Raw genomic sequence first — 13971 nt, 5'->3', positions numbered from 1 at the left:
ACAATTTGAGGTTAACATGTGTTGAAAAATTGAGTGCCACCCCACATTTTAGCACATAATTTGTAATTATATATGTAACACTCCTAACCTTAATAAAATTGGAACGATTTGGACGAATAGCCCTTAAAACTATACTGTGGATAATTGCAAGTGTCATTTTTTTAGTGTTGCTTGTAGTTATTTTAATACAAATACCCGCTATACAAAACTTTGCTAAAAATAAGGCAGTAAGTTTTTTAGAAAATAAGATACACACCAAAGTAGAGATAGGCCATATCAGTTTAGGATTACCTAAACTTTTGGTTTTAGAAGACGTGTATTTTGAAGATCAGAAAAAAGACACTCTTATTGCTGGCGATAAATTGAAAGTTGATATCAGCTTATTCAAGCTAATCAACAATAAAGTGGAAATTAATGAAATTAACCTGCAGGGAGTTACTGTTAAAGTAAACCGTGGAGCTGATAGTGTTTTCAATTTTGATTATATAATAAAGGCCTTTGCCGGTGAACAAAAAAAAGAGCCTCAACCTGAGGACACCACATCTACCATGAAATTCTCGGTAGAAAAAATCATTCTGGATAGCATAAATGTTGCCTATAAAGACGTAACCACGGGCAACGACGTGAAGTTTTTACTGGGTCATTTTGATACCCGTATCACCGATTTTGATATGGATAAAATGAAGTTCACCATTCCTAAAATAACATTAAGCGGAGTAAATGCACGTATTATTCAAACACCTGCTGGCTCTTCAATAAATCAGGCTGCCACTATTGACACCGCAACCACGCCATTAAATATGATCCTTGATCTTGGAACTATTGATGTGGCTGATGTTAAGGTGGATTATCGCAGCAGCGAAATGACATCGAACGTTAAGTTGGGCAAGTTTTTGGTGGAAATGGAAAAGCTGGACCTAAAGAATCAGCATGTAGGTATTAAATCAATTTTATTGAATGATACCAGAGCTGCTCTTGCATTTACAAAGCCTGAAACCGTTAAAAAAGCGGCCGATAAAACTGTTAAAAAAATTGACACGCTGATGTCTGCAACTCAAACCAAAGGTTGGACAGCCGAATTGGGGAAAATCAGCTTTACAAACGACAACGTAAAATTTGACAATAATGCACAGAAAGCAATACCTCGTGGACTTGACTTTGCGCATATGGATATACGTAATCTGAATGCGGAAGCTGAAAACATAGCTTATAATACGGATAGTTTATCCGGAAAAATAAACTCCTTTACATTTAGCGAAAAAAGTGGTTTGGTGATCAAAAAATTCCATACCGCATTTTTCTATGGACCAAATAGTGCTTATTTAAACGATCTGCTGGTGGAAACTCCGCAATCGGTAATTCAAAAACAACTGCAGGTAAGTTACCCATCTATTGAAGCACTTACTAATGATTTGGGTAGTTTGGGTATCAATGCGGATCTGAACGGGAGTAAATTAGGCTTAAAGGACGTTTTATTGCTGATGCCAACAATGAGTAAGATGGAGCCTTTTAAAAGTTCGCCAAATTCCGTATTAAAAATAAACGGACGGATAACGGGCCGGGTTGATGATTTAAAAATACCCAATTTGGAAGTATCCGGCTTTGGCAACACTTACATTAAGGCATCGGCTACCATGCGCGGCTTACCCGATGTTGAGAAGGCTTATTTTGATCTGAACATAAATGATTTCAGAACGATTCGCCGCGATATAGCACGTTTAGCACCTGCAGGAAGCATACCTGAAAATATAAGTATACCTGAGAATATGGATCTAAAAGGAACCTTTAAAGGAACCATGAAGAACTTTAACACCAGGATGAAATTGCGTAGTAGTTATGGTGCGGTTGATCTGGTAGCAGCTATGAAAAGCGGCAAAGGGAAAGGACGCGAAACTTATTCTGCCAATATTAAAGCAAACAACTTAAACGTTGGCGCTTTAACTAAACAACCGCAAAATGTGGGTAATCTTACCCTTGTTGCAGATGTAAATGGTACAGGAACCGATCCTAAAAAGGCTAATTTAAAATTTAACGCCAATGTGATCAGCGCTCAAATAAAAGGCTATAACTATAAAAACCTGATACTTAAAGGAAGCGGTAATAATGGAAGTTATATTGCCAATGCCAGCATGAAAGATCCAAATATTCATTTTAGCCTTGATGCAAAGGCCAATATGAACAAAAAATATCCGTCAGTGAACGCTACCTTATTGGTAGATAGCGTTGATCTGCAAAAGTTAAATTTTACCAAAGACGCCATGCGCTTTCATGGCAAAGTTATAGCAGATGTTGCTACCGCCGATCCGGATTATTTGAATGCCAATATTTTAGCTACAGACCTGTTGGTGGTTAATAAGGATCAGCGCATACGTATGGATTCCATAAGTTTAATATCAACAGCAACTGCAGATAGCAGTTCTTTACGATTAAAAACACCTGTATTATATGCTCATATGAGCGGCAAATATAAATTAACCGAAGTAGGTACTGCACTTCAGGATGTTATTAATAAGTATTATAACACTGAGTTGTCTGCCTCAACCACAACAAAAAAACAACCTGCAGTTAAATATTCGCCACAACAGTTCACATTTGATGCCCGTTTTGTAAAAACACCGCTGGTTACTCAATTTGCTCCTGATCTTAAACAGTTGGATCCGGTATTGATAAACGGACGCTTTAACAGTAGCAGCGGCGAACTTGTTGTAAATGGTTCGATGCCAAAAATTGTTTACGGCACCAACGTGGTTAATAATATGAAACTGGCCATAAATACGGGCAATAACGCACTTAATTATAATTTGACCGTAGATGAAATAAAGGTATCCTCAAATATAGATCTGCTAAACACCAGTTTATCAGGCAGCGCACAAAACAACAAATTAGGTATTAATCTACAGGTCAGAGACGCCGCAAAAAAAGACCGTTACAGGTTAGCAGGTATACTAAGCGCTCTGCCGGATCAGTATCAGTTTAGTTTACTACAAAACGGTTTATTGCTTGATTATACGCTGTGGTCAGTAAATCCGGATAATACTATACAATTCGGTAATAAAGGAATACTTGCACGTAACTTCAGCATTTCCAATAGCAATCAGGTATTAAGTGTTAACAGCAACTCCGGTGAGTTTAACTCTCCGATAACTGTTGACTTCAAAAATTTCCGGATTGAAACACTTACAAAAATAGCTCAACAAGATACCCTTTTGGCAGGTGGTTTAATTAACGGCAACGCGGTTATTAGTAATTTCCAGGCATCGCCATTGGTTACTGCTTCTTTAAATATTAACGATTTCAGCTTTAAAGGTGATACGATAGGTAATATTGCCGTTAAGGTAAACAATCAAACCAAGAATGCATATGCAGCAAACGTAAGTATCACCGGACGCGGAAATCAGGTAGATCTGAATGGTATTTATTACGCAACCCCCGAGAGCCGCTTTGACCTTAACTTAAATATCACCAACCTGAATATGAAAACCATAGAAGCTTTCAGCTTTGGTAGCATACATAATTCTACCGGTAACATAACAGGGCAGTTAAAAGTTACCGGCACCACAGATGCACCGGCAGTACGCGGTAACATTAACTTTAACAAGGCCGGATTTAATGTAACCATGCTTAACTCTTATTTCACCATGCCTTCAGAGAGTATAACATTTAATGATGAGGGCATCAGATTCAATGATTTTACGCTGGTTGATTCTACAGGAAACAAGGCCATTGTTACCGGATCCATATACACTAAAACGTATACAGACTTTAAGTTCGGTATGGATATCCGTACCAATAATTTCAGGGTGGTTAATTCTACCAAAGCCGACAATAAGCTTTTTTATGGCCAATTGTATTTAAACAGCAATATCAAGATACGTGGCGATATGGATAAACCGGTTGTGGATGCTACACTTACAGTTAATGACAAAACGGATTTGACGATAGTATTACCTACTACCGATCCCGGAATTGAGGACAGAAAAGGTGTAGTAGAATTTATAGACCAGAGCGCACCGAAAACTGATTCGATACTGATGGCGCGCCAATTGGATTCGCTTAAAAAATCAGATATTACAGGCCTTGATGTTAACGCGGTAGTTAATATCGATAAAAACGCCAACTTTACCATAGTGGTTGATGAGCGAAACGGCGATATCGTACAGCTAAAAGGCGAGGCACACCTAAGCGGTGGCATTGATCCGAGTGGGAAAACCAGCCTTACAGGAACTTATACAGTTAACGAAGGTTCTTACAACCTATCATATGCATCGGTTAACCGTAAATTTAACTTTAAGCAAGGCAGTACTATAACATGGACAGGAGACCCTACAAGCGCAAATATTGACCTTACTGCAATCTACATTGCTAATGTCCCTCCTATTGATTTAGTGAGCGACCAATTACCTGATGCACAAAACCAAACCCAATACAAACAGAAACTTCCGTTTAATGTAGAGCTTAACTTACGTAATGAACTATTAAAGCCGGCTATTACATTCGATATTGTTTTACCTGAAGATAATAATTATAATGTATCGGGCGAGGTGCTTACCACAGTTAAAACAAGGCTTGCGCAGGTAAGGCAAGATCCGAATGAATTAAACAAGCAAGTATTGGGTGTATTGGTGTTAGGCCATTTTATTGGTGATAATCCTTTGCAAAGCCAGGGCGGAAGCGCGGGGCTGCAAGGCGCAATACGCAGCAGCGTGAGCAGTTTATTGTCCGACCAATTGAACCGTTTAGCAGGTAATCTTATTGAGGGCGTGGATGTTGATTTTGGGCTTACATCAGGCGAGGATTATTCATCGGGCACTGCCACTAATCGTACCGATCTTAACGTAGGCCTGTCCAAGCGTTTCCTGAATGATAGGCTTACCGTGAGCGTTGGCAACAACTTTAACTTAGAAGGCGCCCAACAAGGGCAAAAAACAACAAACATTGCGGGCAACGTATCTGTAAATTATAAACTGAGTAAAGACGGACGTTACAAACTTCGCGCCTATCGTAAAGACGAATACGTTGTAATACAAGGGCAAATTGTAGAAACCGGTTTGGCTTTCTCGCTAACGGTTGACTATAATAAATTCAAAGAAATATTCCGTAAGCGCACTGCTAAGGAGAAAGAGATGCGACGTAAGTATAAGGAAGAACAAAAAGAGAAAGATAAGCAGGCAGAATTGCAACAGCAACAAGCTAAGGAAACCAGAGAAAAGACCCAGACCACTACCCCATGAGCAAACGTTTAATATATTTAATATTAGTAACTGTGCTGTTTAGCGCATGCAGTACTACCAAATTTTTACCCGAGGGCCAAAAGTTATATACCGGCAGTAAAGTTAACATTGAAGACAAAAGCATCTCAAAGGGTGATGCCAAGGCATTAAGCTCAGAAATGCAGGCACTGATCAGGCCAAAACCAAACTCTTCAATTTTAGGTTTGAGGGTTAAGTTGTGGTTATATTTTAAAACAAAAAGTCGCAGCAACTTTATAAAACGTTTCTTTAGTAAGTACGGCGAACCACCAGTTTTAATAAGCCAGGTTGATTTGGAAAAAAACAGTTCAATAATGCAAAACCGACTGGAAAACGAAAGTTATTTTCAGGCAACTGTAAGTGGTGATACAGTAGGGAAAAAGAAGACAGCAAAAGCAATATTTACTGCACTGCCCGGACCATCATACAAAATAAGAAATGTGAGCTTTCCTTCCGGAACAAGCAGTTTGGATACCGCTGTTGCGGGTACAGCATCTGAAACATTATTAAAGTCTGGTGATAAATATAATTTGGACATAATTAAGTCTGAACGTATCCGGATCGATTCCCATCTTAAGGAGGAGGGTTTCTTCTATTTTGCTCCGGAGGATCTTATCATTAAAGTTGACAGCACTATTGCGGATCATCATGTAGACTTGTTATTAAGAGTAAAGAGTACAACCAGCGATAAAGCGGGCGACATATATACTATTAATAAAATATTTGTTTACCCCACCTATTCACTGCGTGATACTTCACTTAAAAAAGATCAGGTTTACCCATACAGATGGTATAATATTATCGATCCCAAACACTCCGTTAGCCCCTTCCTTTTTGCTAATACAGTTTTACTGCATCCCGGTGATGTGTATAGCCGTACCGTTCACAATAATTCATTGAACAGGTTTATCAATCTGGGGCCTTTCAGTTATGTTAAAAACAGGTTTGAGGATGTATCAACTGCTGACTCCAACAAGTTAGATGTATATTATTTTTTAACTCAGTATAAGCGTAAATCGTTACAGGCAGAAATATTGGGACGCACTACCTCCGCAAATTATACGGGTACACAGTTAAACCTGAGCTGGAAAAACAGGAATGCCTTTAAAGGAGGCGAAGCATTAACCGTAACTCTGTTTGGTAGCACCGATGTGCAATTCTCCGGACAAAACAGCGGTTATAATGTTTATCAGGCTGGTATACAAACTACTCTATCGTGGCCACGAATAATATTAAGTCCGTTTAAGCTCAAAGCTGATAACGCATATATTCCGCGTACAAATCTGAGTTTGAGTTATACCCTGGTAAACAGGCAAAAATTATATTCCTTAAATTCATTCACCGCTTCATTCGGTTATCAATGGAAATCAAACGAGCATGTAACTAATGAGCTTAATTTAACCAATATAAATTATACAAGTCCTACTAATATTAGTCAGGAATACCGCGACAGTATCCGCAATTCTAACAATCCCGCCCTTGGGCATGTTATTGATAAGCAATTTACTTTCGGGCCAAGCTATAGTTACACTTACACCAACACCACAGAAACCTATAAAACCAATACTTTTTACTACAACGGAAAAGTTAGCCTATCAGCAAATTTATATGGTTTAGCAACAGGTGCCGACACACTTGCAGGAAAGGTACGCCGCCTTTTTGGCACACCGTTCAATCAATTCGCAAAGTTAGAGAACGAGATAAGATTTTATCATAAAACTGGCGCCAACAGCTCAATAGCGAGCAGGTTATTAGTTGGCATTGGCTACCCATACGGCAACTCAACGGTATTGCCCTATAGCCAGCAATTTTTTATTGGCGGCACAAATAGCTTGCGTGGTTTCCGGGCACGTTCTATCGGGCCTGGCACTTATCTTCCGGAGCAAAATACCGGCGATACCGGCTTTCTTCCGGACGAATCAGGTGATATAAAAATAGAGGCTAACTTAGAGTACAGACCAAAACTATTTAGCATTGTAAGAGGGGCATTGTTTGTTGATGCCGGTAACATCTGGTTATTGAATTCTAATCCAAGCCAGCCGGGCGGAGAATTTACTAAAAAGTTTTTGGGAGAACTCGCAGCAGATGCAGGAGTAGGCTTAAGGTTTGATCTCAGCGTATTGGTATTGCGTACAGATCTGGCTTTTCCGATAAGAAAACCCTATTTACCTGAAGGCCAACGATGGGTAATTAACAAAATTGATTTTGGCAGCAGCGAATGGCGTCGGGAAAACCTGGTATTTAACCTTGCCATAGGATATCCGTTCTAAAAATTTGAAAAACCACGAGCTCCATATTAATTTATCCTGAATGTTCGTTCTTATCTGTAGTAAAATCAGGAAAAAACTATTTACTTAAATGACTAAAACAACCATATCAATACCTCTGCACATTATTGATCTTCATGATGATGGTTATCATCCGTTATTGGATATTGTTATTTTTAAGCAACATTTTAAAGTGGTATTAGATACAGGCGCTTCAAGAACCGCATTTGACCATACTTTATTGCTACAGGCTAATGAGAATGCTTTAATAGAAGCAAGTGAATGTTTATCTACCGGGTTGGGTACCAACACAATGTTATCATCTACCGCTATTATACCTAATATATGGTTGGGCGACCTGCTTATACCCGAACTTGAAGTAGCCGTTCTTGACCTGTCCACAATTAATATAGCCTATGAACAAATGGGGCACCCCGAAGTATTAGGTGTGTTGGGAAGCGATATATTAATGAAATATAAAGCGGTTATTGATTATGATAAACAGGTTTTACTGCTTACCTGAACAGTTGCTATGTTGTTATGCTCATTTTAAATTCCGCTTTATAAAGTTTATAGAAGGCGAAATTATAAACCAATGCTAAAGTCAGTAAAATTGATATACCAATAGCTCCGGTTGCTATCCAACCCAATGGGGTACCAAATATAAAAAGGTTAATCAGCACAAATATTCGTACAGGGATACCGCCAAGATTATTAAATAACCTGTCGCGGGCAGACTTCTTTGTAGACAAAAATGTGTAGCCTGTATAATACAATCTTATTAATGTTACTATACCCGGAAAAACTATAGATAAAGCAAATATTCCTTCTAAAAGCATAGGCTCAAGTTTCACATGCGATGCTAAGTAATACACCAGTACAAAAAAGCCACCTGTATAAAGCACGTACGGAAATTTAAAGTAAGCAGTAAAAAGCACAGTGAATTTTTTAAAACTCTCTTTAACCAACGCTTTTTTACTTGCCATTTCTACCTTACCCAGGTTATCGTATCCTCCAAAATCAGTTTGTAGTATTTTATTTACAGCTACTTCAAATTGTATCTGCTGGGGCAATTGTTCTATAGCAGACAAAATATGATCATAGATCTCTTCAAATGTTTCCCTATAAGTTAATTTTCTTTGCAGATAGTCCTGTAAAAATTTAAGTTGTTTTTTGTCCGGTTTCATTTTGCTGCCGTTTTTAAATTCAATATAGTTTGTAGTTGTTCTATAAAACCTTGCGCTTCCTTCAATTTACTGGTAACCTCTTTGCCGCCCTCCTCAGTTAAACGATAATATTTGCGTACGCGGTTATCCACCACCTGCGTAAATGTTTCTAAAAACCCTTCGGCCTCCAATTTATGCAGGGCAGGATATAAAGCGCCTTCAGTTAGCATTATTTCCCCGGCAGATGCCTGTTTAACCTTTTGAGTTATTTCGTAACCGTACATTTCTGTATTATCTTCTAATAGCTTTAAAATAATGGTCTGCAGAGTTCCCTTTAATAATGGATTGGCGTTCATGGCTATAAATATATAAATAATTATATACATAACAAATTTATGTATATAATTTAAAAAGTGTATGTGGATTTTTTTTTATAAAAAAAGCCCTGCAAAATGCAAGGCTTTTACTAATTGAACAAAATTACTTATGTATCTATACGGGCATACTTAGCATTCTTCTCTATAAATTCACGGCGAGGAGCTACTTCATCTCCCATTAACATAGAGAAGGTATGATCACACTCTGCGGCATTTTCAATACTCACCCTACGTAGTGTGCGGTTAGCCGGATTCATAGTAGTATCCCAAAGTTGTTCGGCGTTCATTTCTCCCAAACCTTTGTAACGCTGTATACCTACACTTTCTTCTTTACCGGCACCTTTCAGGCGTTGCACTGCTATATCACGCTGCGCATCTGTCCAGCAATACTCACTTTCCTTTCCTTTTTTAACCTGATACAAAGGTGGCGACGCTATATACACATATCCATACTCCACCAATTCTTTCATATATCGGAAGAAGAAGGTTAATATGAGCGTAGTGATGTGCGAACCGTCAACGTCAGCATCCGTCATTATCACAATTTTATGATAACGAAGTTTAGTTAAGTTTAATGCTTTATCGTCGTCTGGCGTACCTATGCTAACACCAAGGCCCGTGAACATATTTTTTATTTCCTCGTTCTCGTATATCTTGTGCTCCATAGCTTTTTCCACGTTAAGTATCTTACCCCTTAACGGCAATATAGCCTGAAATTCACGATCGCGGCCTTGTTTGGCAGTACCTCCCGCCGAATCCCCCTCAACAAGAAATAATTCACATAAAGCCGGGTCACTGTTTGCACAATCCGATAATTTACCGGGCAAACCTGAACCACTCATTACGCTTTTACGCTGTACCATTTCACGTGCCTTGCGGGCAGCTGCACGGGCGGTAGCAGCAAGTATCACCTTATTAACGATCATCTTCGCTTCGCGCGGATTCTCTTCCAGGTAATTACCTAAAATTTCACCAACAGCCATATCTACAGCACCCATAACCTCATTGTTACCCAACTTGGTTTTGGTTTGCCCCTCAAACTGAGGCTCAGCAACTTTAACAGATATCACTGCTGTTAATCCTTCACGGAAGTCATCTCCGGCTATTTCTACTTTTACATTTTTCAGCAAACCGGATTTGTCTGCATATGCCTTTAAAGTACGGGTTAGCCCACGGCGAAAACCTGCAACGTGCGTACCGCCCTCAATGGTATTAATGTTATTTACATACGAGTGAACATTCTCGCTATACGTATCGTTATACTGCAAAGCAAGTTCAACAGGTATGCCCTGTTTATTACCATCAACATATATTGGTTCGGGAATAATAGGTAAACGTGTACCATCCAAATATTTTACAAATTCACGCAAACCACCTTCTGAAAAAAATTCATCTGTTGGATGAGTGCCATCTTCATTTACTTCGCGCTCATCAGTTAATGTAAGGCGTATTCCCTTGTTCAGGAATGCAAGTTCGCGTAAACGACCGGCAAGGGTTTCGTGCTTATATTCTGTTGTAAGGGTAAATATTTCGGGATCTGGTTTAAAAATAATGGTTGTACCCCTATTTTCCGTTTCACCTATAGTTTTTACATCAAACAAAGGCTTACCACGTTCATACTCTTGTGTCCAAATCTTACCCTCACGATAAACTAAAGCAGTAAGGTGTGTTGACAAAGCATTTACGCAACTTACCCCCACACCGTGTAAACCGCCTGATACTTTGTAGGTATCTTTATCGAATTTACCGCCGGCGTGTAAAACGGTCATTACAACCTCTAATGCCGATCTTTTTTCTTTAGTATGAATAGCGGTAGGTATACCACGACCATTATCAGATACCTTTATAGAATTATCTTTTTGAATTACTACGTTTATGGTATCACAGTGACCGGCAAGCGCCTCGTCAATAGAGTTGTCAACTACCTCGTAAACCAAGTGATGCAAGCCTTTTACGCCTGTATCTCCTATGTACATGGAAGGCCTTTTACGTACGGCCTCTAACCCTTCTAAAACCTGTATATTATCCGCTGAATAATTTGATTTATCCTGATTTTCTTCGCTCATATTTTAATAAAACAGTAACCTTCAAAAATACGATTTTTAAAGGACAATTAAAGCATGTTTACACCAATGTGGATAAATATGACGTTAATAAACATCCAATATAAGAGTTAGGAAACTTGTAGCTAAAGTTTATATTTGTCAAAAAAATATTTTAGACCAATAAGAATGAAAATGAAGATTTCAATTGTTACAAAATCAATATTAGTATTGTCAATTGCCGCAGGACTTGCTGCCTGCAATCAAAATAAAGGTGGCGAAAAAGCAGTAGCTACCGTTGCAGCTTCATCGGCCAAACCGGAGATCGTATTTATTAACCAGGATTCTATAATTGCCAAATACGAGTATATTAAAGATATGAACAAACGTTTGGAGGCTAAAGGCAAAAGCGCTCAAAATGACGTAAACTCACGCCAGCAGGCTATTCAGCGCGAAGTAGCAGAATATCAGAAAAATGCTGGTAATTTAAGTGCTGATCAGCGTGCTACCACTGAACAACGTTTGCAACGTAAAGGTCAGGAGTTTCAGCAATATCAGCAAAACGCCGGCGCTCAATTACAAAACGAGCAGTTTACAGAACAAAGTAAATTATACGATAAATTGGTGGAGTTTACTAAGGCTTATGCAAAAGAAAAAGGCTATAAAATGGTGTTAACCTTCCAAAAAGGCAATACCAATATGCTTTATGGCGATCCTAATTTGGACGTTACAGCAGATGTTATAAAAAGGCTTAACGACGATTACGCAAAAGAAAAGAAATAATTGTTGAGAGAACGGAGGTGTTGATATAACCTGCCTTCATCAACAAAAACAGCTATAAACAAAACCTCAGCTAAAAGTTGGGGTTTTTTATTGTAATTAATATGGACAACAAGGGAGAAGAAAAATTTATGCGCATGGCCATTGAGCTATCTCAGCACAATGTAGAGCAGGGTATGGGTGGCCCTTTCGGCGCCGTAATAGTTAAAGAGGGTATGGTAGTGGCACGTAGTGCCAACAAAGTGGTACCACAAAACGACCCGACGGCTCATGCAGAAATTTCGGCGATAAGGCTGGCATGCCAAGAACTGGGGACATATAATTTAGAAGGATGCGAAATTTATACAAGTTGCGAGCCATGCCCTATGTGCCTGGGCGCAATTTACTGGGCGCGTATTGATAAGATATATTACGCGAATACCAAAGCGGATGCCGCCGCTATAGGATTCGATGATCATTTCATATACGATGAGTTGGAACTGCCCATGAATAAACGCAAAATGCCGTTTGTTCAATTATTGCGAAACGAGGCACAGTCCGCCTTTAAATTGTGGGAAACATCCGAAAATAAAACAGACTATTAAGCAATAAGCGATTTTATTAATTCTTCCAGATCACTAAGATAAAGCATATTCGGCCCGTCGCTTAAAGCATGATCGGGGTCAGGATGTGTTTCTATAAAATAACCATTTGCACCAAATGCTTTAGCAGCATGCGCCATATTGGGCACAAATTTTCTATCACCACCAGTTTTACCGCCCGCTCCACCAGGTCTTTGTACGGAATGGGTGCAATCCATACAAACGGGATATCCAAATTCTTTCATGTCTAAAATGTTCCTGAAATCTACCACCAGGTTATTATAACCGAAAGAATTGCCACGCTCTGTTAAAATAACCTGGTCATTCCCCGCTTCTTTTACCTTTTGGGCAGGATAAAACATATCCTGACCAGACAGGAACTGTGCCTTTTTAATGTTCACTATCTTATTGGTTTGCGCGGCGGCAACCAGCAGATCGGTTTGGCGGCATAAAAATGCCGGGATCTGTAATATATCAACCACTTCTGCAGCTATTTTAGCCTGGAAAGGTTCGTGAATATCCGTTGTAACATCAAGCTCGAACTGCTCTTTTACTTTATTCAGCATTTCCATCCCCCTTTCAATACCCGGACCACGATACGCTTTTATGCTTGTACGGTTAGCCTTATCAAATGACGATTTGAATACAACCGTCACCGGATACCGGCTTTTAATATCAGCTACCTTTTCCGCTACAGTGTACAAAAGCTCCTGGTTTTCCATTACGCAGGGGCCGATGATAAAAAAGGGTTTATCAATAAAATCTTTATATAGTGCCATTATCTGTTAATTTTTTTATTGCGGCTTCCAAATCTTCGGGCGTATCTATCCCTTTTTCGAAATCTTCTACTTCAATCATTTTTATTTTATAGCCGTTCTCTATTGCTCTTAATTGTTCCAGTTTTTCAGTAGCTTCTAAAAAAGATACCGGCAGTTTAACAAAGTCAGCCAAAAAATCGGCACGGTACACATAAACGCCCATGTGTTTTTTGTATGCAGTAACATCCTCTATCTCCCAATCGCGTGCGTAGGGAATAGCAAACCGTGAAAAGTAAACCGCATTATTGTTAATATCGGTTACTACCTTAACCAAATTTGGATTATTCAGTTCATCAATGGTTTGTATAGGGGCGCAAACACTTGCCATTACTTCGCTACCCGTCTGCAGGGCGCTTATCAGCCTATCAACTATGGTAGCATCAAAAAAAGGCTCATCCCCTTGTACGTTTATTACCATGTCACAAGGAATATTGGCCGCTACCTCAGCAATACGGTCTGTACCGCTCGGGTGGTCGGGGTCGGTCATTATTACATTGGCAGTGAACTCACGGCATATATCAAATACCTTTTTGCTATCGGCAGCAATCCATACTTCCTGATGCAGTTTTGATCGTAAACAAGCTTCGTACACCCACTGAATAACCGGCTTTCCGGCCAGATCCAGTATCACCTTATCTGGTAAACGGGTCGATCTTAAACGGGCGGGTATAACAATTATCGCTTTCATTTA

10 protein-coding genes are annotated in these 13971 nt (G+C 39.3%); 5 read left to right on the top strand and 5 right to left on the bottom strand.

The window, feature by feature from the left end; translation table 11 throughout:
• Window positions 1–98 precede the first annotated feature (98 nt).
• From I5M19_RS02450 to I5M19_RS02440, 3 genes are all read left to right on the top strand, one after another.
• Window positions 99–5231: a translocation/assembly module TamB domain-containing protein gene (locus I5M19_RS02450; protein ID WP_200063673.1), complete on the top strand. Its 5133-nt coding sequence runs from the start codon at window positions 99–101 to the stop codon at window positions 5229–5231.
• Window positions 5228–7519 carry a translocation and assembly module lipoprotein TamL gene (tamL, locus tag I5M19_RS02445; RefSeq protein ID WP_200063671.1) on the top strand — a complete coding sequence of 764 codons (2292 nt, stop codon included), beginning with the start codon at window positions 5228–5230 and terminating at the stop codon, window positions 7517–7519. Before I5M19_RS02450 ends, tamL begins: the two co-directional genes overlap by 4 nt.
• Before the next feature lie 88 nt (window positions 7520–7607).
• On the top strand, window positions 7608–8039 hold the full coding sequence (locus I5M19_RS02440; RefSeq protein WP_200063669.1) for an aspartyl protease family protein: 432 nt from the start codon (window positions 7608–7610) through the stop codon (window positions 8037–8039).
• Window positions 8040–8046: 7 nt separating this feature from the next.
• Here I5M19_RS02440 and I5M19_RS02435 read toward each other — a convergent pair whose 3' ends face one another.
• The 3 genes from I5M19_RS02435 to gyrB form a co-directional block, all read right to left on the bottom strand.
• On the bottom strand, window positions 8047–8703 hold the full coding sequence (locus tag I5M19_RS02435; RefSeq protein WP_200063667.1) for a hypothetical protein: 657 nt from the start codon (window positions 8701–8703) through the stop codon (window positions 8047–8049).
• Window positions 8700–9038, bottom strand: coding sequence for a PadR family transcriptional regulator (locus I5M19_RS02430; protein ID WP_200063665.1), 339 nt, complete (start codon window positions 9036–9038; stop codon window positions 8700–8702). The genes I5M19_RS02435 and I5M19_RS02430 overlap by 4 nt, the downstream gene beginning before the upstream one ends.
• Before the next feature lie 128 nt (window positions 9039–9166).
• Complete coding sequence (gyrB, locus tag I5M19_RS02425; RefSeq protein ID WP_200063663.1) at window positions 9167–11125, bottom strand: DNA topoisomerase (ATP-hydrolyzing) subunit B; 1959 nt, start codon at window positions 11123–11125, stop codon at window positions 9167–9169.
• A 171-nt stretch (window positions 11126–11296) separates the two neighbouring features.
• Here gyrB and I5M19_RS02420 point away from each other — a divergent pair, with 171 nt between their 5' ends.
• Both I5M19_RS02420 and I5M19_RS02415 read left to right on the top strand, forming a co-directional pair.
• Window positions 11297–11884: an OmpH family outer membrane protein gene (locus tag I5M19_RS02420; protein ID WP_235985747.1), complete on the top strand. Its 588-nt coding sequence runs from the start codon at window positions 11297–11299 to the stop codon at window positions 11882–11884.
• A gap of 101 nt (window positions 11885–11985) precedes the next feature.
• On the top strand, window positions 11986–12465 hold the full coding sequence (locus I5M19_RS02415; protein ID WP_200063659.1) for a nucleoside deaminase: 480 nt from the start codon (window positions 11986–11988) through the stop codon (window positions 12463–12465).
• Here the strand turns inward: I5M19_RS02415 and kdsA are convergent.
• Together kdsA and kdsB are read right to left on the bottom strand one after the other, a co-directional pair.
• Window positions 12462–13241 carry a 3-deoxy-8-phosphooctulonate synthase gene (gene kdsA / locus I5M19_RS02410; protein ID WP_200063657.1) on the bottom strand — a complete coding sequence of 260 codons (780 nt, stop codon included), beginning with the start codon at window positions 13239–13241 and terminating at the stop codon, window positions 12462–12464. The two genes, I5M19_RS02415 and kdsA, sit on opposite strands and share 4 nt — an antisense overlap.
• Complete coding sequence (gene kdsB / locus I5M19_RS02405; protein WP_200063655.1) at window positions 13228–13968, bottom strand: 3-deoxy-manno-octulosonate cytidylyltransferase; 741 nt, start codon at window positions 13966–13968, stop codon at window positions 13228–13230. Before kdsB ends, kdsA begins: the two co-directional genes overlap by 14 nt.
• Between the last annotated feature and the right edge of the window lie 3 nt (window positions 13969–13971).

The organism is Mucilaginibacter segetis, from assembly GCF_016522075.1.
GTDB lineage: Bacteria > Bacteroidota > Bacteroidia > Sphingobacteriales > Sphingobacteriaceae > Mucilaginibacter > Mucilaginibacter segetis.
Note: the sequence above shows the minus strand (reverse complement) of the source record. Positions and strands in the feature narration are given on the sequence as shown.